Raw genomic sequence first — 24,171 nt, 5'->3', positions numbered from 1 at the left:
ACACCCCAGGCCCCGAGGAGGACCCATGCCGCGTGGCGCCCGAGAGATCACCCTCCGTTTCCTCGCCGCGCCCACCGACGCCGGGTACTCCGGCACGGTCGGCGGTGGACGCGTCCTCGAGTGGATCGACAAGGCGGGCTACGCCGCAGCCGCGGGGTGGAGCGGGACCTACAGCGTCACGGCATACGTCGGCAACGTGCGCTTCACCCGGCCCGTCGAGGTCGGCGACCTCGTCGAGGCCACGGCTCGTGTCATCCACACGGGCACGACGAGCATGCACATCCTCGTCACGGTCTCGGCCGGCAACCCCAAGGACGGCGACCTCCGGCCGACGACCGACTGCATCATGGTCTTCGTCGCCGTCGACGAGCACGGCCGGCCGACCCCGGTCCCCCAGCTCGTCCCCGAGGACGAGCACGACCGCGAGTGGCAGGAGAGCGCGGTCACCCGGATCGGGCTGCGCAACGAGATCGCCGCCGCGATGTCCGCCCAGACCTACAGCGACGCCGGCACCGCACCCCGCGCCGTGCTGCGTTTCCTCGCCGCCCCGACCGACGTCAACTGGGGAGGCAAGGTGCACGGCGGGATCGTCATGCGCTGGATCGACGAGGCCGCGCACGTGCTCGCCACCCAGTGGACCGGCTCGGCGTCCAACGTCGCGGTCTACGCCGGCGGGGTCCGCTTCTACCGGTCGCTCCGCATCGGCCACCTCGTCGAGGTGGAGGCGCGGCTGCTGCTCACGGGCACGTCGAGCATGCACATCAGCGTGCACGTCCGCTCGGGCGACCCGTCCACCGGCGACCTCGACCTGACGACCCACTCGCTCATCGTCTTCGTGCCGCTCGACGTCGACGGCAACGCCGTCGCCGCGCGCCCGTGGGTGCCGGTGAGCGACGAGGACGTCGCCCTGCGCGACCATGCGCAGTCGCTCGTCGAGATGCGCAACGAGGTCGATGCCGAGCGCCACATCCCCTGACGCCGGGACGTGCCCCACCCGTCACGCCGATCGCGGCGTCACGTCACGTTGGGGCGGCCCACGGCAAGCCCTTCGACGACCTCGACGACCTCCGAGATGTCTGGCAGAGAGGCGATCTCGTCAGCAAGTCCTCTGGCCGCCGCTCGCATGGTCGGGTCCGCGAGGACCCGTGTCACAGCCTCGGCCAGGTGCTCCGTCGCCCGTGTCCGGCCGCCCAGTCGTATGCCGGCACCTGCCTCGTGGACGCGCGTCGCGTTGATCTCCTGGTCGGACGCGAAGAGCGGCAGGACGACCTGCGGAACCCCGGCGGCCACTGCCGTCATGGTCGTGCCGAAACCGCCGTGCCCGACCATCGCCGACGCGAGCGGCATGATCTCGTCCTGGGGCCACCACTGCTCGACGTGCGCGTTGTCAGGCCACGGACGGAGCGCCTCCGGGTCGCCGGCGTGGCCCGTGGTCAGCAGCACCCGGACGGGCAGGCCCGCAAGCGCCTCGAGCGATCCACGGAAGACCGGGCTCAGGTCATCGAGCCCGCCCGTGACCGACCCGAAGGTGACGTAGACGAGCGGCTGGTCGCCGTCGCCCCACGCCGCCGGGAGCGAGCCCTCACGAGCCTCGACCGGTCGGGCGCGATAGCGGATCGTGGCCTGGCTCGGCGATGTCCCCGCCTCGCCGTCGAGCGACGCCGGGACGGAGGTGAGCACCGGCGCCGTCGTCGACCCGCGAGTGCACGTGCCGGACGCGAGTCCGGCCATCTCGTCGAGCTCGAGCAGCGGCTCCACGAGGTACTCCCCCGCCCAGGCGCGAACCCGGCCCACCCCGATCGCCACCTCCGCGTGTGGCACACCGGACCGCTCGGCGGCGGCGAGCGACCCGAACTCGCAGGGCTCGCGGAGGATGACGTCCGGCGCCCAGTCATCGACGACCTGCTGCACCCGCGGATAGGCCGCTCGGGCGTCGAGCCGGCCGAAGACCTCCCGGACGACCGTGGCGTTGGCCTCCTCCGGCGTCATCGACGGGATCCGGGCGAACACCGCACCCATGACCTCCGGTGGCACGTCGTCGAACGGGACGTGCTCGAGACCGGCCCGGGCCACGTGATCCGCGAAGGATCCCGGTGCCGCGACCCGCACCTCGTGTCCCGCAGCCACGAGGGCGTGGGCCACGGGGACCATCGGGCCGAAGTGTCCTGCCCCTGCAGTCGACGCGAAGAGCATGCGCATGGTTCTCAGCGTCCCACCGCCGCGCCGGCCCCACACCGGTTCCTCACCATCCAGGGTGACGCGTCACCGGCGGCGATCACTTGGCGAGGGTGTACCGGGCCAGCTCGGTCGGCGGGCTGCACGCGGCTCCTGAGTCGCAGAAGACGCCGGCTACCGTCCACGTCTGGCCCTTGACGGGCTTCACCGTGCCGGTGAGCGAGAAGGTGCCGTCGGCCTTCGCCGCGACGACGGACACGCTTCGCGTCGCGGACGGCGCCGTCGACGAGACGACGACCCGGTACGTCCTGCCCGGCAGCACGTCGTAACCCTCGACCGCATAGGCCACCTCGGCTCCCGTCGCCGAGGTCATCGAGGCCGTCACCCGCTCGCCGGCCCGGGGCACCTGCAGCGTCACCTGGTCCGTCCACTCCGTGCAGTCCTGGGAGCCTGGCCGGGGAGCCGCCGCGTCGGTGCTGTCGGGGACATCCGCCTGCACCGACGGCTGCTTCTGACAGGTGTGCACCACGACCTTCGCTGCGCTCATGGGAATCAGGACCGCCGTCGACCCCTCGAGCTTGCCACCGCGATCCGGAGCGAACTGGGCCGAGCCGAAGGTGCTCGCGCCGCCGTCGTCGACCTTGACGTAGACGGTCGAGTAGATCGCGTCGCCACCGACCTTCACCGTCAGCTGCCCGGGGCTAGGTGCATCGCCGAAGGACGCGGTGGCGGTGATGGCGCCCTCGGTCGTGCTGTCCAGGATCGTCGTCTTCGCCGCGATGTAGAGGCCGGCACTGACCAAGGCCACCGCGAGGACGGCGAAGGCATAGGACCACGGCATCCTCAGGCTCGTGAACCTGAGCAGGACGATGACCGCGACGGACACCACGGTGAGGGTGATCTTGGCGGTGTTGAACTGGCCTGACCACGGGGAGCCTGCGAAGTCCTTGCTGAGCCACTCCGTCGCCAGCATGAGCGCCACGATGACGAGGAGCAGGAACCACAACGGCGCCCGGGCCGCCCCGGCTCCCATCTTGATCGACGGCGCAACGACGGCCAGCAGCACCCCCAGCCCGAGAAAGAGCAGGATGCCCATGGCGGCGAGGGGGTTGTCGTGCACGACCCGGGCCAGCACGCCTTCCTTGATGCCGAAGAAGGTGAGCAGTCCTGTCAACAGTGCGAATCCGCCCCCGGCCCAGGTGAACAGGGTGTTGCCACTGCTCTCGTCGACCTCCGGCGCGCTCGCTCGGAGGGCTGCGTCGACACGATTCAGCGGGGTCACGGGTTCGGTCATCGGACGCTCACTCTCACTCGCGTTGCGATGGGCTCTCAGTGTCGTCCAGATGCACGAACGGCGTGTCCTGATACGAGAAGTCGACCGCCGGCCGCAGCACGAGGCGCCCTCGTGGCCGTCGTCGGCCTGAGCAGACACGCGGAGTTCACCAGATGGCCACCGCAGCAGCACCCGACCGCTCCCCCACCGCTCATAGCGTCACAGGCGGATCCCGGCCGCGCCGACCCCAGGGGCGCGGCGGACTCACTCGCCGAAGGAGCGCCCGCGTGACCCCCAAGCTTCTCCCCCTGATCGCCACACCCCGGCACGGCTCGCGCAGCCGCATGACGTGCCACTACCGCTGCAACAACGCCTGTGACGCGCCCGTCCCCAACGAGTCGGCCGGTCCCGCCATGCGCGACCTCGTCGAGAGCGCCCTCGCCCGTCGGTCCCTCCTCAAGGGTGGCGCCATCGGCGCCGGAGCCCTCGTCGTCGGCAGCCTCGCGAGCGCCACGCCCGCCGCGGCGGTGGGCACCGGCGCCGGCACCGCGGCCGGTCGCAGCCGCACCTCCGGCGACGTCGGGCGCGCTGCCTTCACGCCGGTCGCGCCGAACCGCGCCGACACCGTGACGAACGCCCCCGAGTTCACCCACAACGTCGTCATCCGCTGGGGCGACCCGGTCGAGGCCGGTGCGCCGCGCTTCGACGCACACGCCCAGACGCCCGAGGGCCAGGCCAGGCAGTTCGGCTACAACAACGACTACGTCGGCGTCCTGCCCCTCGACGGCCGGCGCGCGCTGCTCGTCACGAACCACGAGTACACGGACGAGAACCTCATGTTCCCGACGGGCGAGTACGACGACGCCACCATCAAGAAGATCGCGATGGCCGCCCACGGCATGTCGGTCGTCACCATCGAGCGCGGCCGGGCCACTGGCTCGTGGATCCGCTCGGACCACCGCCGCGCCCACCACAACCGCCGCGTCACGGTCCACACGGAGTTCGCCTTCCACGGCCCGGCTGCGGGTCACGAGCTGCTCCGCACCGCCGCCGACCCGACCGGCACCCGCGTCCACGGCACGTTCGGCAACTGCGCCGGAGGCACGACGCCATGGGGCACCGTCCTGTCCGGCGAGGAGAACTTCAACGGCTACTTCGACGCGAGTGGCACCGTCGACCCCGCCGACGCGACCTCGTTCAAGCGCTACGGCCTCGCGACGGCGGCCGTGACGAACCGCGGCTGGTCGACCGTCGACGAGCGCTTCGACCTCAGCAAGCACCCGCACGAGGCCTACCGCTTCGGCTGGGTCGTCGAGGTCGACCCCTTCGAGCCCGACTCGACGCCGGTCAAGCAGACGATGCTCGGCCGCTTCAAGCACGAGGGCGCCAACGTCACCATCTCCGACTCCGGCCACGCCGTCGCCTACATGGGTGACGACGAGCGCGGCGACTACCTCTACAAGTTCGTCTCGGCCGACCGCTTCCGCAAGGGCGGCTCGCGGGCTGCCCGCGCGCACAACAAGACCCTCCTGACGAAGGGCACGCTCTACGTCGCGAAGTTCGTCGGCGACGGCACGGGCGACGGCGAGTTCGACGGTGCCGGCACGTGGGTCGCGCTGACCTCGGACACGACCTCCCACGTCGCGGGCATGAGCGTCGCCGAGGTGCTCGTCAACACCCGCCTCGCCGCCGACACGGTCAGCCCGACGAAGATGGACCGTCCCGAGGACGTCGAGCCCAACCCCGTCAACGGCAAGATCTACGCCGCCCTCACCAACAACTCCGACCGCGGCGTGAAGTACCCGACCGACGAGACCAACCCGCTCGCGTCGAGCATGGTCCGCTCGGCCCTCGGCGCCCCGCTGACGAGCAAGTCGGGCAACCGCAACGGCTACGTCCTCGAGCTCACCGAGCACGGGAACGACCACACCGCAACGACGTTCACGTGGGACCTCTTCCTCGTCTGCGGTGACCCCGCGGCCCCGGAGACGTACTTCGCCGGCTACGACAAGTCGAAGGTCAGCCCGATCAGCTGCCCCGACAACGTCGCCTTCGACGCCGTCGGTAACCTCTGGATCTCGACGGACGGCAACGTCCTCGGCTCCAACGACGGCCTCTTCCGGGTGCCGGTCGCCGGCCGCGACCGTGGCCGCGTCGAGCAGTTCCTCACCGTGCCGTTCGGCGCCGAGACGTGCGGCCCGCTCGTCTCCGAGGACCAGCGCTCGGTCTTCATCGCCGTGCAGCACCCCGGCGAGACGGACGGCGCGACCTTCGAGACCCCGTCGAGCACGTGGCCGCACACCGACGGCTTCCCGCGCCCGAGCGTCGTCGTCTCCTACCGCCGCTGACCGAGCGTCACGACCGGCGAAGGCCCGGCACCGTCAGGGGGTGCCGGGCCTTCCTGCGTCCGAGGACGTATGCCGTGTGCTGCGACCGAGGGGACGCTCAGGCCGTGAGCAGCATCGTCTTCCAGCCGCCGCCCTCGCTGAAGACCTCGCCGGGGACGAAGGTCCCGTCGGCGTAGAGCTCGTAGCCGACGAGGTCGCCCGTCGCCGTGCGGGCCCACACCTGAGCGCGGCCGTAGGTCGTCTCGGTCACCGTGAGCGAGGTGAAGCCACCCCAGCCGGTGCCGATCTGACGACGGGCGAGGAAGCCGCCCGTGCCGTTGCCGGGGTAGACGAAGAGCTTGCCGAGGCCGTCGCGGGCGATGAGGTCGGTCTTGCCGTCGAAGTCGGCATCGCCGCTCGCGACGATCGCCGTGATGCCCGACCAGCCCGTGCCGATCTGGACGCGCGGCGCGAGCGAGCCACGGCCGGTGCCGGCGTAGAGCCAGAGGACACCCTTGCCGTCGCGGGCCACGATGTCGGCGCGGTCGTCACCGTTCCAGTCGCCGGGGCCGACGATCGTGTAGCTGCCCCACCCGGTGCCGAACTGCGTGCGGGCGAGGAACCCGCCACCGCCGGGACGTCCGCGGTAGAGCCACAGGGTCCCGGCCGAGTCGCGGGCGACGAGGTCTGCCTGGTCGTCGCCGGTCAGGTCACCGACGGCGACGACGGTGTTGTAGATGCCCCAGCCGGAGCCGATCTGTGCCCGGCCGGTGAGCTCCCAGCCCGTGTTGCGGTAGGCCCACAGCGCGCCGGCGCTGTCGCGGGCGATGAGGTCGTGGTGGCCCTCGGCGGTCCGGTTCGAGCTGCCCTTGGACTGCGGCTGGCGCACGTCCCAGCCGGCGAGGCCGGTGCCGTCGGGGGCGTCCTCCCAGCCGATCGCGGTGAGCTCGTCGTCGTCGCCGTTCGTGGCGCCACCCGGGGCCACGACGTACACGCCGACGGAGTACGCGTCGGGCGTGACGGGGTCGGGGGTGTCACGCTCGACGTAGAGCGTGCCGTCCAGCGTCAGGCGCGGCGAGGTGTACGAGTCGGTCGTCGACGTGCGCAGCGTGGTCACGGCGCCCGCGGCCGTGCGCTTCTTCAGCGTGCTCGCCGTCCCGTTGTCGGTCGTGAACCACACGGTGCCGTCGGGGCCGACCTCCGCGGTGTAGCCGCCGGCCGTCCCGGACAGCGGGGTCACCGTCGCGCAGGTGGCGCACAGGGTGCCGAGGCCGTCGGCGTCGGTGCCGAAGGTGCTGACGACGAGGGTCCCGTCGGGACGCCAGGCCGGCTCGGCCGCGGCCGGCTCCGTCGTGACGGAGCGCTTGGTGTGGGACCCGAAGACGTCGACGAAGCCGAGCCCGACCGGCTCGCCGTTGGCGTCGTAGCGGGAGTACGCGAGCGTCTGCCCGTCGTAGGAGAAGGCCGGGTCGGCCGGGATGAAGCTGCTGCCCAGGTCGACGGTGAAGGCGACCGCGGACGTCGACGAGCGACGGACCTCGAGCACCGGGTGGCCCACGGCCGCGTCGGTGCGCGTCACCGCGAAGAGCCGGCCGTCCGTGGAGTAGGCCGGCCCGACCCAGTCACCGGTGGTCGAGCGGTCGCCCGGGTCCCAGCGGCCCTGCTGGTAGATGCCGGACGTCGTCGCGACGACGGCGTCGGACTCTCCCCAGCCGTCGCGGGTCCAGGTGCCCTGGAAGTCCTCCGTGACGCAGTCCTCGAGGACGGCGCCCGACGAGGTCTTGGCGATGAGGCGGTACTTCGTGAAGGCGCGCTGGTTGTTCGTCCGGTCGTCGACGACGACCGAGCTCGTCGACGCCGAGCCGACGGTCCGCCACGTGCCGTACTCGCGCTGGCGCTGGACGGTGATGCTCGCGGCGCCGGCCGAGCTCGCGTGCACGACGGTGCGATCGGCGAGGGTGTTGAGCCAGAAGTCGTCGGGCACGCACGCCACCGCCTGGGCGGAGTAGGTGGTGTCGCCCGGGGCCGCCAGCGACGCACCGTCGCGCGCGCTCGGGTCCTGCTTCGTGCGCGACGGCTTGGTGCGCCCCGTCGACGCGGCGGCGACCTTCTCGGCACCCGTCCGGACGTGGGCGTCCGAGGCGTCGAGCTGGCCCGCGAGGACCTGGCCGGCTCGGCCGCGCAGGTTGCCGGGGTCGATCGAGCCGGCATCGGTGGCGGCACCTGCCGGTGCCGAGACGGCGATGGGTGCGAGCAGCGCCGCGGCGAGCCCGATGACGAGGGCGCGCGCCCCCTGATGCTGACGAGCCACGTGGCTGTCCTTCCCTGTGTGGACGAAGGCCGTTCCCCCGGACGGCCGACGCAGAGCATAGATGACATCCCCGACGAACCGGGCAGCGAGCGAGCGACCGCCTCGGTCGGTCCCCCGGCGGCGCGGGTCAGCGGGTGCGCGTCGGCAGGTGCGTGCGCGGCGCCATCCTCGGACCACGGCGCGGCCGGTGGTGGCCCGCGAGGCCGAGCAGCTGCTGCACGCGGTAGCGGTGACCGCGGTAGGGCTCGAGCAGCTCGGCGAGCCCGTCGTCGTCGACCGGGGTCCCCGTCAGCGCCCACCCGATGTCCTTTGCCACGTGGTAGTCGCCGAACGACACGGAGTCGGGGTCGCCGAGAGCCCGCTGCGCCACCTCGGCCGCCGTCCACACCCCCACGCCCGGCAGGGCGCGCAGGCGACGGTTCGCCTCGGCGACGGACACGGAGGCACCCTGCTCGAGCCGGCCGGCATACCCCGCCGCCCGCACGATGGTGCGCGAGCGCGCGCCGTCGACGGACGCCTGCAACCACGCCCACGACGGGACCGCCGCCCACCCGGCCGCGGTCGGCGGGGCCATGAGCCCCGGGAACGGCCCCGGCGCCGGCTCGCCGAAGCGGCGCACGAGCACGCGGTAGCCCGAGAACGCCTCCTGGCCGGTGACCTTCTGCTCGATGACGGCCGGCGCGAGCGCGTCGAACACGAGGCCCGACCGCGGCACCCGCCAGTGGGAGAAGCGCCGCCACGCCTCGGCGACGAGGTCGTGGTGCGGCTCGAAGCCCGAGGGGTCGTCCTCCTCGCCGAGCAGCGCCGGCACCGCGTCGAGGAGCCACGCCGCCCCCGGACCCCACGCCTGCGCGTGCACCTCCGAGTCGCCCGGGCGGCACGCGAGGTGGAGGGTGCCGACACCCTCGGGCGTCTGCGCCGCGCGCGTCACCGTGCCCTCGCGTCCGAAGCGCGAGGTGGGGTCGCCCGAACCCCGGCGGAAGACACCGAGCTGGGCGCGCAGCGCGATCTCACGGTCGCTGCGCCACAGGCGGGTCGAGGCTTCGGGCACCACAACATCCTCGCTTACACTCGGCACCGTCGCCGCACGGGACGACCCGTCCGTCGACAGTGCGACTCACACCGCCCCGCCCCACCGGCCCCACCGGCCGCCGCCGACAGACCGACAGGAACGAGGAACGATGGCCCGCGAGACGAGCCGAGACCGCCGCGAGCGCGTCGCCGAGATGCAGGCCGCCCAGAAGAGGGCCGAGCGACGTCGCCTCCTCGTCGTCATCGGGGCCTGCGTGGCCGTCATCGCCATCATCGGCGCAGCCGTCGCCTGGGCGATCATCGGTGAGCAGAACAAGAAGGACGAGGCGCTCCAGAACATCAGCGGCGACGTCGCGGCCGCATCGTGCGACCCCGTCACCAACGACCCCGCCAGCGGCTCGAGCGACCACGTCGGACCCGGCACCAACCAGGCCGACGTCACGAAGATCGAGTACTCCACCGTCCCGCCGTCGAGCGGCAAGCACTTCGCGGTCCCGGCCGTCGACGGGCGCCGCGTCTACACCGTCGCGGACGCCCCGCAGATCGAGACGCTCGTGCACAACCTCGAGCACGGCTACACGATCCTCTGGTACGACCGCTCCGTCGAGAAGGAGCAGGCGGCCGCGTTCGAGGCGCTGTCGACGAAGGTCAACGCCATGAAGGAGTCGGCCAACAAGTTCCTCATCAGCCCGTGGGACCCCGCCTACGGTGCCCTCCCCGCCGGCAAGAAGTACGCCCTGTCGCACTGGTCGGCCGACGTCGACCAGGCGAGCGGCAAGGTGTCGAACCAGATGGGCCACCGCCAGCTGTGCGGGGGCCTCAACACGACGGTCGTCGAGGACTTCGTCAAGAAGCACCCGTGGAGCTCCGCCCCGGAGCCCGGCGCCGCCTGAGCAGCCCGCTGGGCGACGCCCACGCACCCGCCTCCCGGCCCCCGGTGACCCACCGGGGGCCGGTCGCGTGCCCGCCGGGTTACCCTGCCGTCATGGCGATCACCGGCGAGTACGTCCCCAGCCCCAGCGAGTGGGTCCGCAACCAGGTCGAGACGATCGAGAGCACCGGCACGACCGACTCCGTCGACATCATGGGCCTGCCCGTCGTCATGCTGACGATGCGCGGCGCGAAGACCTCGGCGATCCGCAAGGTCCCGCTCATGCGCGTCGAGCACGACGGCTCGTTCGCGGCGGTCGCGAGCCAGGGCGGGGCGCCGACGCACCCGAACTGGTACCACAACCTCCTCGCCCACCCCGACATCGACCTGCAGGCCGGCACCGAGACGTTCCCCGTGCACGCCCGCGAGCTCGAGGGCGAGGAGCGCGAGCAGTGGTGGGAGCGGTGCGTCGCGGCCTACCCGCCCTACGCGGAGTACCAGACGAAGACCGACCGCCTCATCCCGGTGTTCGTGCTCGAGCGCCGCTGACCGCGGGCGCGGGCCTGCTCACACGCCGGCTCAGACGCTGACGTCGCTCTCCGCGGCGGCGTGCCGCTCGCTGATGAGGTGGTGCGAGCGGGCGTAGAGCCACCCGCCGAGCGCTGCGACGACGTCGACGATCGTCACGATGAAGCGCGACATGATCGCGACGGCGGCCGCGGCCGGCGTCGGCATCGCCGTGGACAGGATCAGGGTGAGCAGTCCCTCGCGGGCACCCAGGCCGGCCGGCAGGACGATCGTCAGCATGCCGAGCGACACCGACAGGGCGTAGCCGGTCATCGCCGCGGTCGTCAGGTCGGGGTGCGGCGAGGCGTCGCCGGCGACGGCCCGGGCCAGCAGCAGGGTGTGCACGCCGAAGGCGACCCACACGAGGATGAAGATGACGACGGCGCGCAGCACGGCTCCCGCCGACAGCCCGTGCTCGAGCGGCTCGCGCTTGATGGTGCGCAGCATCTTGTCGATCACCGCGTTGAGCAGCTTGGGCACGCAGAGCACGACGAGGATCGGGATGCCGAGCAGCAGCCACCAGTCGAAGCCGGCCGAGCTGCTCGTGAGCAGGAACGATGCGGCCGGGAGCCCGACGAGCAGGCCCGTGAGCAGGGCGAGGCCGAGCGCGAGGAGACCGGTCACGGCGGTGCGCCGGCGCGGGACCTTGAGGTGGCTCGCGATGTCGGCCTGGACGAGCACCGACCACAGCGACCCGGGGAGGTACTTGCCGAGCTGGCCGACGAAGTAGACGCCGGAGGCGGGTGCCAGGTGCAGGTCGGACCCGAGGTCGCGCAGCAGCGTCTTCCAGCCGATCATCGTCAGCCAGGTGCCGAGGGCCGCCGCGAGGGTCGACCACACGAACGTCGTCCACGAGATCTTGTCGAGGTGCACCGACACGTCGGCCCAGTTGTGGACGACCGCGTAGACCACGGCGGCGAGGGTGATGACCGCGATGGCCACGCGGAGGGCGGTGAGGATCTTCTTCCGGGTCATGTCGCCACCATCATCGCAGTGTCACCCGGGTGCTCAGCGCCGTCGCAGGGTCAGGCGCACGAGACCGTATGCCGCGTCGTCGGCTCGCGCGCGTGACGCGGCCTCCCGCATCCGGGCGTTGACGTCGCCGTCGAGGTCCCCGATGAGCACGAAACCGAGGTCGTGGGCGCGGGCCAGGATGCCGCGCACGTCGGCGGGCCCGACGGCGCCCTCGGCCGCACGCGGGCCGATCGGGACGGTGACGACGAGAAGCCCGCCGGAGCGCAGCGCCCACGAAGCCTGCTCGAGCACGTGGTCGACGTCGTCGGCGTCGCACCCGTGGGGATGGATGCGCACGATGACGTCGAGGGAGCCGGTGTCGACGTCGAGCGCCGCGACGCTCGGGTGCGATCCCGTGAAGTCGATCTCGACGGGAGCGAAGCCGACCGCACGGGCCCACCGCGACAGGAGCGAGCGCGTGCCGCCCTCGTCGACGATGACCGCGCTGCGACGGCCGTCGTCGCGCACGCGCAGGATCGCCGCGAGGCTGCCGAGCGCCGCCCACGCCGAGACGCTGTCGAGCGACCGGGGCAGGCCGAGGATGCGCGAGAGACGGCGGGCGTCGTCGGCCTCGTCGGGCTCGCCCAGCACGTCGGTGGCGAGCACCCACTCGGGCAGGTCGTCGGGACGGAGGGAGACCAGCGGTCGCCGCGCCGCGATGGCCCGGGTCGCGCTGCGTCGGGCCCGGCCGGCGACGCGGCGGGCCCCTCGACCGAGGACGCGACGCGCCCGCGGGACCAGGCCCCGGCCTGCTGCCTCGGCGCCGTCCGCGACCTCGAGCGCGTCGGGGTCGTCGGGGTCGTCGGGTCCATAGGGGTCATGGGCACCCACGACGGGGTCGGGGTCGTCGGCGGGCGCGCCGACGTCGCCGAGCAGCACGCTCTCGTCGACGGACAGCGCCTCGAGCGTGCCGAGGTAGTGCGCCCACGGTCCCGAGAGGTCCGGCGTCTGCACTCCCTCGGCGAGACGGCGGCGGACGTCGGGGTCACCGAGTCGCCGCAGGGCTCCGGCGAGCGCCCGCTCGTCCTCCGGCGGGACGAGGATCCCGTTGACGCCGTCGGCCACCTGCTGCGAGAAGGGCGCGATGTCGGAGGCGAGGACGGGCAGGCCGTGGGCGTGCCCGAGGATGACGTTCTGCGAGGCCGTCGCCGAGCGGTAGGGCAGGGCGAGCACGTCGTGGTCGGCGAGGAGCGAGGCCAGGGCGTCGGCCGGGACGTAGCCGTCACGGATCTCGACCCGGCCGGCGAGAGCCGGGTCGGACGCCAGGCGGGCGATGACGCCGCGGTTGGCGCCCCAGATCTCGCCGGCAATGGTGAGGGTCACCTCGGGCACGGTCCGCATCGCGCGCAGGAGCACGTCGATGCCCTTGTACTCACGGATGAGACCGAGGGCGAGCAGCCGGGTGGGCCCGGGTCGCGGGCCCCGGTGGATCGGGTCGCCGCCGGGCAGGTGGGGCGGGAGGTCGGCCACGGACACGCGACGCGCCCCGAGGTCGTGGGCCACCGTGGCCTGCTCGGCGCTGTGCACGAGGACGGAGTCGACGCGCGAGAAGAGCACCGACATGAGCCTGGCGTCACCCGGGTGCGGCTCGTGGGGCAGGACGTTGTGACAGATGACGACCGACTGGGGTCGCGGTCCGGCCCCGCCCGGCACGGCGCCGGCGGCCCGCAGCAGCGCGAGGTGCGCCGGCACGACGGGGGGCATGACGTGGACGACGAGGATGGCATCGACGTCGCGCAGCCGCCGACCGGCTCGCACCCACGTGTCGGGACGAGCCCAGCTGAGCGCCCGGATCGTCCGCGGGAACGGCGGCACCTCGGGCACCCCGTCGGGCACCGAGGCGTCGGCGTGGTGCAGCTTCGAGGGATACAGGTGCGCCCACGACACGAGCGTCACGTCATGCCCGGCGTCCGCGAGGTGGTGGGCGAGCATCGTCGTGTGCGCGGCGACGCCGCCCTTGTGCGGGTGGGTCGGGCCGACGATCGCGATGCGGAGCGCGGCCGATCCCGTCGAGTCGTCCGTCATGGTGTCCCGACTCTAGTTCCCGGTGGGAGCCCTCAGGCGTGCTGCCGCGCGCGCCTCGCGTGTCGGTCAGAGCACCGGCGGCGCTCTACGCTGGGCGCATGCAGAACGAGGACGTGTGGCTGGTCGTGCCGCTCTACGACGAGGCAGCCGTCATCGCCGACGTCGTGCGCGAGGCCCGCACGGTCTTCCCCAACATCGTGTGCGTCGACGACGGGTCGCACGACGCCTCGGCCGAGCGTGCCGAGCAGGCCGGTGCGGCCGTCGTGCGCCATCCCGTCAACCTCGGGCAGGGAGCGGCCCTGCAGACCGGCTTCGACTACGCCCTCGGTGACCCGGCCATGCGCTACGTCGTCACCTACGACGCCGACGGCCAGCACCAGATCCATGACGTCGAGGTCATGGTCGAACGCATCCGACGGGGCGACGTGCGTGTCGTCTTCGGCTCCCGCTTCCTCGACGAGCGCACCGAGGCCTCGGCCTCCAAACGGCTCGTCCTGCGGGCCGCGGTCGCCTACACGAACTTCACGACGGGCACCCGCCTGACGGACGCGCACAACGGCCTGCGCGTCCTGCATCGTGACGTCGTGCAGCGCCTCGACATCACCCAGAACCGGATGGCGCACGCGTCCGAGATCGTCGCCCAGATCGGCTCGATGCGCTTCGACGGCGCGAAGGTCGCCTACGCGGAGGAGCCCGTGCACATCCTCTACACCGACTACTCCAAGGCCAAGGGCCAGTCGCTCTGGAACGCCGTCAACATCCTCGCGGAGCTGATCTGGCGATGAGTCGACAGAGCGTCATCCAGATCCTGCTCATCGCAGCCGTCCTCGCCATCGCCTGGCGGCTGCTCATCGGCTCGGGCCAGCGCACGCAGGCGCTGCGACGGCTCGGGCTGCTCTTCCTGCTCGGCATCGTCATCTACTCGATCATCGACCCGAGCAAGACGTGGACCAACCTCGCCAAGGCGCTGGGGATCGGACGTGGCGCCGACCTCATCCTCTACGGGCTCGTCGTGGCCTTCCTCGGCTTCGTCGTGACGACGTACAAGCGCTTCCGCGCGATGGAGACCCGCTACACCCGCCTCGCGCGGCGCATCGCGCTCGACGAGGCACCGACCGCGGCCGAGCACGTGAGGTCGACAGGTTCGGCTGTCACACTGTCCGGCGAAGTTCCCCCGTCCCCGAGCGTGAAGGCAGCCGATGCCGACTGATCCGAGCACTCCGCGCCGTCCCGGCCGCGACGACGCCTACGTCGTCGACACGCGCCGTCGCCCCAGGCGACCCGGTGGAGGGGCCATCGCCCCGTCGCGCGACGACGAGCGGGACGCCCGGCCGGAGGCCCGGCCCCGGGAGCCCCGGGAGCCGCGCGAGCCCCGCTACCGCTGGCGCCGCGGACGCATCGCGCTCATCGTGCTGCTCGTGCTGGTCATCGCCTGGATCGGCTTCATGGTCTGGGTGCCGATGCACGCCTGGGGCGCCGTCAACAAGGTCGACAACATCCCCGACGGGGAGCGCCCGACCGACACGTCGGGCTACAACTACCTGCTCGTGGGCTCCGACAGCCGCGAGGGCCTGACCAAGGAGCAGCGCAAGAAGTACGCGACGGGCAACGCCGCGGGCAACCGCACCGACACGATCATGCTCGTCCACGTCCCCGAGAGCGGCGGCAAGCCGGTCATGGTCTCGCTCCCCCGCGACTCCTACGTCCCCATCCCGGGCCACGGCTCCAACAAGATCAACGCCGCGTACTCCATCGGTGGACCCAAGCTGCTCACCAACACCGTCGAGCAGGTCACCGGCATCCACGTCGACGGCTACATCGAGATCGGCCTCGGTGGCTTCGCCGCCGTCGTCGACAGCGTCGGCGGCGTCGACCTCTGCGTGCCGCGCGACATGAAGGACAAGAAGGCCGGCATCGACCTCAAGAAGGGGTGCCAGACCCTCGACGGCGGCAACGCGCTCGGCTACGTCCGCTCCCGCTACGAGGACCCGCTGGGCGACATCGGCCGCGCCGCCCGCCAGCGCCAGTTCCTCGGCGCCCTCATGAAGAAGGCGGCCACGCCCTCGACCGTGCTCATCCCGTGGCGCTACAAGAGCTTCGCCGACGCCTCCGCCGCAGGCCTCGCCGTCGGCCAGGAGACGGGGATCATGGACGCCGTCCGCGTGCTCCAGGCGATGCGCGCCGTGAGCAACGACGAGGGCCTCTCGCTCTCCGTCCCGACCTCCGACCTCGCCTACCGCACGAGTGCCGGCGCCCTCGCCGTCAAGTGGGACACCGAGCGCGCCAAGGCGCTCTTCAAGGCGCTCAAGGACGACGAGCCGCTGACGGAGCCGCCACCCGGCACCACCGTCGAGGGAGCGAAGAACAGCTGATGGCCGACCTGCTGCCCGCCGACGTGCTCGCGCGGATGGTCGTCTCCGACCCGGGCCGGCCGCGCCTGACGTGGTACGACGACGAGCCGGGACCGACGTCGGGCGAGCGCATCGAGCTCAGCGCGCGCGTCCTGGCCAACTGGGTCTCCAAGGCCGCGAACCTCCTGCAGGACGACGCCGCGGCGGGACCGGGCACGACGGTCGGCCTCGACCTGCCGACGCACTGGCGCTCGCTCTACTGGGCCCTGGCGACGTGGTCGGTCGGCGCGACGGTCGTCCTCGGCAGCGCGGCCGCCGGCGCCGACGTGCTCGTCACCGACTCCCCCGCTGCCGCCGCCGGGCACGGGGGCGACGCGGTGCTCGTCTCCCTGCCGGCGCTGGCCCGCCGTCACCCGGAGGCGGACGAGGCCGGTGGCGCCGTCGACGAGGCCCGCGAGCTGGCCACGCACGGCGACCTCTTCTCGCCGATGTCCGACCCCGAGCCGGGCGACGTCGCCCTGGCCGCGGACGGCGTCGACACGGCATACGGCGCCGTGGTCGTGCCCGACGAGGGCTGGGGCACCCTCCCCCGCGTCGCGCTCGGCGGCCGGCTCGAGCCGGTGCTGCGCCTGGCGCTCGCCGCGTGGGCGGTCGACGGGTCGGTCGTGCTCGTGCGTGGCCGGCGCGACGACCTGGCGGACCGCTTCGCGTCGGAGGGCGTCACCGTCGACGCGCGCGAGACCGCCTGAGCCCCAAGGGTCTACGCCGAGAGCCGGTCGAAGAGCGACCAGGTGCGCGACGCGACGACACCGGTGCTCGCGAGGCCCGCTCGCGCCTGGGCGGACTTGACCGCCTCACGGGTGGCCAGGTCGAACACGCCTGTCTGACGCACGCCGAGGAGGCGTTGCACGGCGACGACCTGAGGCCCCGTGTCACCCGCGCGCAGGACCGTCGAACGGTCGGCCACGAACGGGAAGTCGCGCGCCTCGAGCACGTCCCACAGGTCGGGTGTCATGACCCCGGTCTGCGGCAGTGCGAGCGAGCGCTGGAGCGAGACGACCTTGTCGCGCGTCACGGAGCCGAAGACGCCGTCGACGGCGAGGCCACCGAGCGCCCGCTGGAGGACGCGCACCGCGGCGCCGCGCGAGCCGGTCGCGAGCGTCAGGCTCTTGTATGCCGTGTAGCTCGTGCCGATGTCGACGCTGGCGACCCCGGCGCTGCTGCGTGACGACGTGCTGGCGTAGGCGGTCATGGCGAGGTCCCTCCCGGTCGTGGTGCTGCTGGTGACGAGCGCGACGGTGCTCGCCGTGGCGGACCAGCCGCGCGTGTAGAGCCGCTGCTGCGTGGCGGAGTCCGCGACACCGGTCTGCGGCAGCCCGGCGAAGCGCTGGTAGGCCGTCACCCGGGCCCGGGTCATCGTGCCGTAGTAGCCGGTCGTCGGCAGCGAGCCGAGCCGGGCCTGGAGGGTCTTCACGGCCGCGGAGGTCATCCCGAACCGCAGGGTCGGGTAGGCCTTCGTCGTCGTGCCGGACGCCGCCGCGGTCCCGGTCCAGCCGCGGACCCACAGCCGAGCCTGGGTCACGGGGTCGGCGACGCCGGTCTGAGGCAGCCCCACGAACTTCTGGTACGCCGTGACCCGGGCCTTCGTCAGGCTGCCGTAGTAGCCCGTCGTGGGCAGCGAGCCGAGCTTGGTCTGAAGGACCTTGACGGCGGCCGAGGTCATGCCCGGCTGCAGCGTCGGGTAGGCGGCGGTGACGCTCTTCCAGCCGCGCGCGGCGAGGATCTCCTGGGTGCGCAGGTCGGCGACGCCGGTCCGGGCCAGCCCGACGAAGGTCTGGTACGCGATGACGCGGGCCTTCGTCTGGTCGCCGAAGTAGCCGGTGGTGGGCAGGTTGCCGAGCCGGACCTGCAGCTGGCGCACGGCCTCGGAGCGCATCCCGTAGGACAGCACGACGGGCTTGGTCGTCACCGGGGTCGTCGGCACCGTCGACGCAGCCGCCGGCGGCAGCGAGGTGAGGTAGCTGCGGGTCGCGACCCCGGTCCACCACGACGTGCGGCCGGCGGCCCCGTCGTAGTTGAAGCTGAAGTGGATGTGGTCGGTGTGCGGCGAGGTGCCGTAGTACGGCGCCCAGCCCCGCTCCGGTGCGTACGAGCGCCACATCTTCCGGTTGTGGATGATGTACATGATCCCGAAGCGGCGGGCCATGGCGCCCTTGACGCCGTTCCTGTCCGGCGCCGTGAGCCACGCGAGCACCGACTGGGCGACCGCCTCCTGCGAGGGGTTGCTGACGTTGAGCATCCAGTCCCAGGCCCGGCCGTCGTAGTGCTCGGACGGGCCGCTGCCGCAGGTACGTCCGATGAGTCCCGTCGACCCCATCCCGTAGTGCGAGGTCATGAGCCGGGCGAAGGCGAGCACGCCGGGACGCGCCACGGGGTCGCAGATCGTCTGCTCCTGGTAGGGCACGTACACGTCGAGCGCGCTCGGGAGCGTCCGGGTCGGTGGTGCCTGGACCGCCGCGGCCGGGCTCGCCGCCAGGGGCACCGTCAGTGCGGGCAGGGCGAGGACGAGGCCCATCGGGCGTCGGCGCAGGGCCATGGTGAACCTCTTGTCAGGGGTGGAACGGGGCGGAACAGGGGTCGAGCAGGTTTACTCCCGCACCATTTATGCACTCCAGTCACACCCATCACAAGGCGGTCCGCCGAATTACAGCGCTGTTCTTATCGGAGGGGTGCACATGACAGCGCTGCCATTCGGCACCCGCCCGCGCCGGACGGCATACGTGCTCGGCGACCACACGTCGGTCCGCTCGTGTGGGTCGACCCCACGGCACCGACGCGCGGCGGCGCGGATAGAGTCCGACCCATGGACAAAGTCGTCTCCACCCCCCAGGAGGCCATCGCCGGGATCAGCGACGGAATGTCGCTCTCGGTCGGCGGCTTCGGCCTCTGCGGCATCCCCTCCGTCCTCATCTCGGCGATCCACGACGCCGGCCTCACCGACCTCGAGGCCGTCTCGAACAACTGTGGCGTCGACGACTGGGGGCTCGGCATCCTCCTGCGCGACAAGAGGATCCGCCGCATGGTCAGCTCGTACGTCGGCGAGAACAAGGAGTTCGAGCGGCAGTACCTCTCCGGCGAGCTCGAGGTCGAGCTGACGCCGCAGGGCACGCTCGCCGAGCGGCTGCGCGCCGGCGGCTCCGGCATCGGCGCCTTCTTCACGATGACCGGCGTCGGCACGCAGATCGCCGAGGGTGGGCTCCCCTGGCGCTACGACGACTCCGGCAACATCGCCGTGGCGTCCCCGCCGAAGCAGACCCAGGACTTCGAGTGGATGGGCGAGACGAAGACCTTCGTCCTCGAGCAGGCCATCACGACCGACTTCGGGCTCGTGCGCGCCGCCAAGGGCGACCGGCACGGCAACCTCGTCTTCAACCAGTCCGCCCGCAACTTCAACCCGCTCTGCGCCATGGCCGGCCGCGTCACGGTCGCCGAGGTCGAGGAGCTCGTCGAGCCGGGCCAGCTCGACCCCGACGAGATCCACCTGCCGGGCATCTTCGTCCAGCGCGTGCTCCCGCTGACCCCCGAGCAGGCCGCCGAGAAGCGCATCGAGCGGCGCACCGTCCGCCCGCGCACGACCACCGAGCAGGAGGCCTGAGATGGCTCTGACCCGTGAGCAGATGGCGGCCCGCGCCGCCGCCGAGCTGGCCGATGGCGCCTACGTCAACCTCGGCATCGGCCTGCCGACCCTCGTGCCCAACTACGTCCCCGACGACGTCGAGATCGTGCTCCAGTCCGAGAACGGCATCCTCGGGGTGGGCGCCTACCCGCTCGACGGTGACGAGGACCCCGACCTCATCAACGCCGGCAAGGAGACCGTCACCCTGCGCAAGGGCGCGGCCTTCTTCGACTCGGCGACGAGCTTCGGGATGATCCGTGGCGGCAAGGTCGACGCCGCCATCCTCGGCGCCATGCAGGTCTCGCAGGGCGGCGACATCGCCAACTGGATGATCCCCGGCAAGATGGTCAAGGGCATGGGCGGCGCGATGGACCTCGTGCACGGCGCCAAGAAGGTCATCGTGCTCATGGAGCACAACGCCAAGGACGGCTCCTACAAGATCGTCAAGGAGTGCTCGCTGCCCTACACGGGGCGCGGCGTCGTCCAGCGCATCATCACCGACCTCTGCGTCCTCGACGTCACCGGGGCCGGCCTCGTGCTGCGTGAGCTCGCCCCCGGGGTCACCGAGGACGAGGTGCGCGAGAAGACCGAGCCCGAGCTCACGGTCGACCTCCAGCCGGCACCCACGCACGGCTGACCCTTCAGTCGGCCCGGACCTCCCGAGAACGCCGAAAGGCGCGGTCATGAATGTCATGACCGCGCCTTTCCGTTATTCGGCGCGGACCGCGGAATTTACCTCCCGCTGACATTTCATGGACGGATCATGGCGCCTTTCCTGTGAATTCGGCTGGCACGGTCACGAATTGGCCACCAAAGCCTTGCGCTCACCGCGATGAATGGGACATTTGGGACCATTGTGTCTTCCGACCCAGGAGTGACTTCCGTGCGCCCCATCCCCACCTCGCTCGCCGTCGTCGCGATGGCGGCCACCTTCATGGTGGTCCCCACCGTGACGTCCGGCGCCACGCCGCGCCCGGTCTCTCCGGTCGTCCACGACGTCGCCATCCCGGCCGTGGCCGGCGTCGGCGCGGGCACCGCGAAACGGTCCGCGACGACCTCCACGGCGACCTCCGGGACCGGCGTCGCGGCCGGGGACCGCCACGGCGCGGGCGACCCCGTCGTCGCCACGAAGCAGGTCCAGGGCGTCGACTTCGACCTCGCGGGCGTCACCTTCGACGCGGCTCCGCCCGCCGGCACCCACGTCGAGGTGCGCACCCACGGCGAGAGCGGCTGGTCGGGCTGGACCGACCTCGGCCTCGACGGTGACGGCCCCGACCCGGGATCCGCCGACGCCCGCCACGCCCGCCCCGGCACCGAGGCCGTCGCCGCGGCGGACTCGGACGGCATCGACATCCGGGTGACGACCCCCGACGGCACCGTGCCGCGTGGCCTGCGGGCGAGCCTCGTCGACGGCGGCCGGTCGAGCGCCGACGACGCGCTGTCCGCACCCGCCGGCTCGGCCGTCGCCGCCGTCACGCGACCGACGATCATCTCGCGCGCGCAGTGGGGAGCCGACGAGAGCCTGCGCACGTGCGACGCCGAGCGCCTCCCCGGGTTCAAGGCCGTCGTCGTGCACCACACCGTCAACTCGAACACCTACAGCGCCGACCAGGCTCCCGCCATCATCCGCTCGATCTACGCCTACCACACCCAGAGCCAGGGCTGGTGCGACCTCGGCTACCAGCTGCTCGTCGACCGGTTCGGTCGCGCCTACGAGGGCCGCAAGGGCAGCCCCACCGGCTTCGTCCAGGGCGCCCAGGCCGGCGGCTTCAACGCCGAGACGACCGGCATCTCCGTCATCGGCGACTTCACGTCGGTCCCCTTCCCGGCCGCCACCCAGAGCACCGTGACCAAGCTCGTCGCCTGGGAGGCCGACCGCTCCCTCTTCGACCCGACAAGCTCGGTGACCCTGACCTCCGCGGGCAACTCGAAGTTCGACCCGGGCGAGAGGGTGACGCTGCCGCGCACGATCGGCCACCGCAACCTCAGCCTGACCGGCTGCCCGGGCGACACGGCATACGCCCAGCAGCTGCCGGCGATCCGCAGCAACGCCGGCACGATCTGGCGCGACGGCCAGTGGGACCCCCAGCCGGCCGTCACCGCCGTCGAGACGTACGCGCTCCCGGCCTCCTCGACGTACGCCCTCTCGGGCCGCGGGTTCGGCCACGGCGTCGGCCTCTCGCAGTGGGGTGCCTACGGCGCGGCCACCAAGGCCCTGACGTGGCAGGCGATCGCCGGCTTCTACTACCCCGGCACGACGCGCACCTTCCAGAGCGACCCGACCCTGCGCGTCTGGCTCTCGGCGGTCGGGACGTCCGGCGTCCAGCTCTCCCAGCTGAGCGGGCTCGTCGTCAGCGACGGCACCCGGACCTCGTCCCTGTCGAGCTCCTACCGCTGGCGGGTCGTGCCGGAGGGCTCGGCCGTGACGCTGCAGGCGAACTCGGGCTCCGGTTGGGCCCCCGCGACGAACTGGCGCGGCTCGACGAAGCCGCTGACCGTGAGCCGCCCCTCGACGTCGTCGATCCGGGTCCTGCTGCCCAGCGGCACCCAGCGCGAGTACTCCGGCTCGGTGCGCGTCGTGCCCGTCTCGGGCAAGGCGTATGCCGTCAACATCCTCGGCTTCGAGCGCTACACCCGGGCCGTGGTGCCCGTGGAGATGTCCCCGAGCTGGCCGGCTGCCGCCCTGTCCGCCCAGGCCGTCGCGGCGAGGACGTACGCCGCCCACTCACGGGCGGCCGCCGGCTCGCGCGTCTACGACATCTGCGACGTCTCGTGCCAGGCGTACAACGGCGTCGCCGACTACAGCTCGACGGGCACCCTGGTGCGCCGCTACGAGGACAGCCGCTCGACGAACGCCACGGCGGCGACCGCCGGCACCGTCCTGACCTACGGCGGCAAGCCGGCCTTCACCCAGTACTCCGCCTCGAACGGGGGTCGCACCGTCAGCGGCGGCACGGCCTACCTCCCGGCGAAGACCGACCCCTACGACGGCGCCGTGGCGTCCTCGGCCAACCCGGGCCGATGGACGTTCTCGCTGCCCGCCGCCTCGGTCCAGAAGGCCTTCCCGACGGTCGGGACCCTGCGCACCGTTGCCGTCGGCTCCCGCTCGGGCGGCGGCGGCACGGGGACGTGGGGCGGGCGCGTGGCCTCCGTGACGGTCACCGGGTCGGCCGGCACGAGCACGGTGAGCGGCGAGACGTTCCGCACCCGGCTCGGTCTGCGCAGCACGTGGTGGACCGTGACGTCGGCCCCAGTCCGGTCCGTCCCGATCTCACCGCGCGATGTCACGGGTGAGACCCTGCCCGACGTCATCCTGCCCTACGGCTCGACGCTGAAGACCGTCAGCTACACCGGCTCGATGGCCTTCACGACGAAGCAGATCCTCTCCGGCGGCTTCAGCGGGATGCGAGCCGCGGCGGCCGTCGGGCCGTGGAGCCAGGACAGCCTCGGGGACGTCGTGGCCATCGACGGTGCCGGCACCGCGTGGTACTACCCCGGGCTCGGCAAGAGCGGCCTCAACGCGGGCCGCTACCAGCTCGCGACCGGCTGGGGGTCGGTCAACCTCGTGGTCCCCGTCGGCGACTGGGACGGCGACGGCAAGACCGACATCGCCACCCGGACGACCGACGGTCGACTCGTACTGCACCGGGGCGACGGCACGGGACGCATCGTGTCGAGCGCGACGATCGGGACCGGATGGAGCGGCCTGAGCCAGGTGACCTCCGGCGAGTACGACGGCGACGGCCGACGGGACCTCGTCACGGTGCGCGCCAAGGACGGCGCCCTCGTGCTCTACCCGGGCAACGGCACCGGCGGCTTCCGCTCCCCCGTCGTCATCGGCTGGTCCGGCTGGAACGCCATGAGCGCCGTCCGTGGCGTCGGGGACATCACCGGCGACGGGCGAGACGACATCCTGACCCGACGCGCGAGCGACGGGAAGCTGCTCGTCTACCGCGTGCAGGGAGCGGCCCGGCTCACGCCGCCGCTCTCCGCGGGGACGTATGCGTCGACGGCCGCCTGGGGGCAGTGAGGCCGTCGTCGGCGGGACCCGGGACCGGGTGCATCGGTCCCGGGTCCTCTGCGCGACCGGCCTCAGCCGAGGCTGGCGATGTGCTCGATGAGGCCCGTGGTCGACACCGAGGGCGTGCGCGGCAGGTAGACGACCTCGCAGACGTCGCCGACCCAGTCGAACTTGCCGGCCCAGTCGTCACCCATGACGAGGACGTCCGCGCCGTGCTCGACGATGTAGTCGCGCTTGAGCTCGAGCGACTCCTCGACGAAGACCTCGTCGACGACCTTGAGCGCCGAGATGATCTCGAGGCGCTCGTCCTGGTTGAAGACCGGCGGCCGGCCCTTCTTCGCGATGTTGAGGGCGTCGGCCGAGACCCCGACGACGAGGCGGTCGCCGAGCTCGGCGGCTCGCTGGAGCACTCGGACGTGCCCGACGTGGAAGACGTCGAAGGTCCCGAAGGTGATGACGGTCCGCTGGCTCACTCTTCTCCTAGGGCAGGTGGACGGGTGGGGAGGCCCACCGCGTCGTCAGCGAGGG

At 72.2% G+C, this 24,171-nt stretch carries 19 protein-coding genes; 11 read left to right on the top strand and 8 right to left on the bottom strand.

Annotated elements, in window-relative coordinates:
• Window positions 1–25 precede the first annotated feature (25 nt).
• Window positions 26–976, top strand: a complete 951-nt coding sequence (locus ACSSS0_RS17895) for an acyl-CoA thioesterase (protein WP_487229047.1) — start codon at window positions 26–28, stop codon at window positions 974–976.
• Window positions 977–1,014: 38 nt separating this feature from the next.
• Here ACSSS0_RS17895 and ACSSS0_RS17890 read toward each other — a convergent pair whose 3' ends face one another.
• Both ACSSS0_RS17890 and ACSSS0_RS17885 read right to left on the bottom strand, forming a co-directional pair.
• The gene (locus ACSSS0_RS17890) at window positions 1,015–2,199 is read right to left on the bottom strand and encodes a glycosyltransferase (RefSeq protein WP_487229046.1); all 1,185 of its coding nucleotides are present in this window, start codon (window positions 2,197–2,199) and stop codon (window positions 1,015–1,017) included.
• A 76-nt stretch (window positions 2,200–2,275) separates the two neighbouring features.
• On the bottom strand, window positions 2,276–3,469 hold the full coding sequence (locus ACSSS0_RS17885; protein WP_487229045.1) for a hypothetical protein: 1,194 nt from the start codon (window positions 3,467–3,469) through the stop codon (window positions 2,276–2,278).
• Window positions 3,470–3,735: 266 nt separating this feature from the next.
• Between ACSSS0_RS17885 and ACSSS0_RS17880 the strand changes: the two genes are divergently transcribed.
• Complete coding sequence (locus ACSSS0_RS17880) at window positions 3,736–5,796, top strand: PhoX family protein (protein ID WP_487229044.1); 2,061 nt, start codon at window positions 3,736–3,738, stop codon at window positions 5,794–5,796.
• Between the two features lie 97 nt (window positions 5,797–5,893).
• Here the strand turns inward: ACSSS0_RS17880 and ACSSS0_RS17875 are convergent, their stop codons facing one another.
• Together ACSSS0_RS17875 and ACSSS0_RS17870 are read right to left on the bottom strand one after the other, a co-directional pair.
• Window positions 5,894–8,086, bottom strand: coding sequence for an FG-GAP-like repeat-containing protein (locus ACSSS0_RS17875; RefSeq protein ID WP_487229043.1), 2,193 nt, complete (start codon window positions 8,084–8,086; stop codon window positions 5,894–5,896).
• Between the two features lie 127 nt (window positions 8,087–8,213).
• Complete coding sequence (locus tag ACSSS0_RS17870) at window positions 8,214–9,140, bottom strand: DNA-3-methyladenine glycosylase family protein (protein ID WP_435986590.1); 927 nt, start codon at window positions 9,138–9,140, stop codon at window positions 8,214–8,216.
• 127 nt (window positions 9,141–9,267) lie between these two features.
• Between ACSSS0_RS17870 and ACSSS0_RS17865 the strand changes: the two genes are divergently transcribed.
• On the top strand, window positions 9,268–10,011 hold the full coding sequence (locus ACSSS0_RS17865; RefSeq protein ID WP_487229042.1) for a DUF3105 domain-containing protein: 744 nt from the start codon (window positions 9,268–9,270) through the stop codon (window positions 10,009–10,011).
• 92 nt (window positions 10,012–10,103) lie between these two features.
• Window positions 10,104–10,538 carry a nitroreductase family deazaflavin-dependent oxidoreductase gene (locus ACSSS0_RS17860; RefSeq protein WP_435986592.1) on the top strand — a complete coding sequence of 145 codons (435 nt, stop codon included), beginning with the start codon at window positions 10,104–10,106 and terminating at the stop codon, window positions 10,536–10,538.
• 30 nt (window positions 10,539–10,568) lie between these two features.
• On the opposite strand, the gene ACSSS0_RS17855 is transcribed toward ACSSS0_RS17860, so the two are convergent.
• Together ACSSS0_RS17855 and ACSSS0_RS17850 are read right to left on the bottom strand one after the other, a co-directional pair.
• Window positions 10,569–11,531: a lysylphosphatidylglycerol synthase domain-containing protein gene (locus ACSSS0_RS17855; RefSeq protein WP_435986593.1), complete on the bottom strand. Its 963-nt coding sequence runs from the start codon at window positions 11,529–11,531 to the stop codon at window positions 10,569–10,571.
• A gap of 33 nt (window positions 11,532–11,564) precedes the next feature.
• Entirely contained in the window at window positions 11,565–13,595 is a 2,031-nt protein-coding gene (locus ACSSS0_RS17850) for a glycosyltransferase (protein WP_487229041.1), read from the bottom strand.
• 98 nt (window positions 13,596–13,693) lie between these two features.
• On the opposite strand from ACSSS0_RS17850, the gene ACSSS0_RS17845 reads away from it, so the two are divergent.
• From ACSSS0_RS17845 to ACSSS0_RS17830, 4 genes are read left to right on the top strand one after another with little or no spacing between them, the layout of a single operon-like run.
• Entirely contained in the window at window positions 13,694–14,380 is a 687-nt protein-coding gene (locus tag ACSSS0_RS17845; protein ID WP_435986595.1) for a glycosyltransferase family 2 protein, read from the top strand.
• Entirely contained in the window at window positions 14,377–14,805 is a 429-nt protein-coding gene (locus tag ACSSS0_RS17840) for a DUF2304 domain-containing protein (protein ID WP_435986596.1), read from the top strand. Before ACSSS0_RS17845 ends, ACSSS0_RS17840 begins: the two co-directional genes overlap by 4 nt.
• Entirely contained in the window at window positions 14,795–15,967 is a 1,173-nt protein-coding gene (locus tag ACSSS0_RS17835; RefSeq protein WP_487229040.1) for an LCP family protein, read from the top strand. The genes ACSSS0_RS17840 and ACSSS0_RS17835 overlap by 11 nt, the downstream gene beginning before the upstream one ends.
• Window positions 15,967–16,695 carry a TIGR03089 family protein gene (locus ACSSS0_RS17830; protein ID WP_487229039.1) on the top strand — a complete coding sequence of 243 codons (729 nt, stop codon included), beginning with the start codon at window positions 15,967–15,969 and terminating at the stop codon, window positions 16,693–16,695. Before ACSSS0_RS17835 ends, ACSSS0_RS17830 begins: the two co-directional genes overlap by 1 nt.
• An 11-nt stretch (window positions 16,696–16,706) precedes the next feature.
• Here ACSSS0_RS17830 and ACSSS0_RS17825 read toward each other — a convergent pair whose 3' ends face one another.
• On the bottom strand, window positions 16,707–18,542 hold the full coding sequence (locus ACSSS0_RS17825; RefSeq protein ID WP_487229038.1) for a peptidoglycan-binding domain-containing protein: 1,836 nt from the start codon (window positions 18,540–18,542) through the stop codon (window positions 16,707–16,709).
• 267 nt (window positions 18,543–18,809) lie between these two features.
• Here ACSSS0_RS17825 and ACSSS0_RS17820 point away from each other — a divergent pair, with 267 nt between their 5' ends.
• The 3 genes from ACSSS0_RS17820 (at window position 18,810) to ACSSS0_RS17810 (ending at window position 23,652) form a co-directional block, all read left to right on the top strand.
• Complete coding sequence (locus ACSSS0_RS17820) at window positions 18,810–19,601, top strand: CoA transferase subunit A (protein ID WP_435986600.1); 792 nt, start codon at window positions 18,810–18,812, stop codon at window positions 19,599–19,601.
• A 1-nt stretch (window position 19,602) separates the two neighbouring features.
• Entirely contained in the window at window positions 19,603–20,259 is a 657-nt protein-coding gene (locus ACSSS0_RS17815) for a 3-oxoacid CoA-transferase subunit B (protein WP_487229037.1), read from the top strand.
• Between the two features lie 246 nt (window positions 20,260–20,505).
• Window positions 20,506–23,652 (top strand): SpoIID/LytB domain-containing protein, encoded by a 3,147-nt coding sequence (locus ACSSS0_RS17810; RefSeq protein ID WP_487229036.1) that lies wholly within the window; start codon window positions 20,506–20,508, stop codon window positions 23,650–23,652.
• A gap of 62 nt (window positions 23,653–23,714) precedes the next feature.
• Here ACSSS0_RS17810 and ACSSS0_RS17805 read toward each other — a convergent pair whose 3' ends face one another.
• Window positions 23,715–24,116, bottom strand: coding sequence for an FAD synthase family protein (locus tag ACSSS0_RS17805; RefSeq protein ID WP_435986603.1), 402 nt, complete (start codon window positions 24,114–24,116; stop codon window positions 23,715–23,717).
• Window positions 24,117–24,171: the final 55 nt, after the last annotated feature.

The organism is Terrabacter sp. R4-6, from assembly GCF_057529065.1.
This window is presented reverse-complemented; position numbering and strand designations above follow the sequence as displayed.

Bases quoted from the DNA above. Each gene is read 5' to 3' on its own strand.
- ACSSS0_RS17825 (WP_487229038.1), bottom strand. From the start codon at position 18,542: ATGGCCCTGCGCCGACGCCCGATGGGCCTCGTCCTCGCCCTGCCCGCA.
- ACSSS0_RS17865 (WP_487229042.1), top strand. From the start codon at position 9,268: ATGGCCCGCGAGACGAGCCGAGACCGCCGCGAGCGCGTCGCCGAGATG.
- ACSSS0_RS17830 (WP_487229039.1), top strand. From the start codon at position 15,967: ATGGCCGACCTGCTGCCCGCCGACGTGCTCGCGCGGATGGTCGTCTCC.
- ACSSS0_RS17860 (WP_435986592.1), top strand. From the start codon at position 10,104: ATGGCGATCACCGGCGAGTACGTCCCCAGCCCCAGCGAGTGGGTCCGC.
- ACSSS0_RS17895 (WP_487229047.1), top strand. From the start codon at position 26: ATGCCGCGTGGCGCCCGAGAGATCACCCTCCGTTTCCTCGCCGCGCCC.
- ACSSS0_RS17815 (WP_487229037.1), top strand. From the start codon at position 19,603: ATGGCTCTGACCCGTGAGCAGATGGCGGCCCGCGCCGCCGCCGAGCTG.
- ACSSS0_RS17840 (WP_435986596.1), top strand. From the start codon at position 14,377: ATGAGTCGACAGAGCGTCATCCAGATCCTGCTCATCGCAGCCGTCCTC.
- ACSSS0_RS17885 (WP_487229045.1), bottom strand. From the start codon at position 3,469: ATGACCGAACCCGTGACCCCGCTGAATCGTGTCGACGCAGCCCTCCGA.
- ACSSS0_RS17835 (WP_487229040.1), top strand. From the start codon at position 14,795: ATGCCGACTGATCCGAGCACTCCGCGCCGTCCCGGCCGCGACGACGCC.
- ACSSS0_RS17850 (WP_487229041.1), bottom strand. From the start codon at position 13,595: ATGACGGACGACTCGACGGGATCGGCCGCGCTCCGCATCGCGATCGTC.
- ACSSS0_RS17820 (WP_435986600.1), top strand. From the start codon at position 18,810: ATGGACAAAGTCGTCTCCACCCCCCAGGAGGCCATCGCCGGGATCAGC.
- ACSSS0_RS17855 (WP_435986593.1), bottom strand. From the start codon at position 11,531: ATGACCCGGAAGAAGATCCTCACCGCCCTCCGCGTGGCCATCGCGGTC.
- ACSSS0_RS17845 (WP_435986595.1), top strand. From the start codon at position 13,694: ATGCAGAACGAGGACGTGTGGCTGGTCGTGCCGCTCTACGACGAGGCA.
- ACSSS0_RS17890 (WP_487229046.1), bottom strand. From the start codon at position 2,199: ATGCGCATGCTCTTCGCGTCGACTGCAGGGGCAGGACACTTCGGCCCG.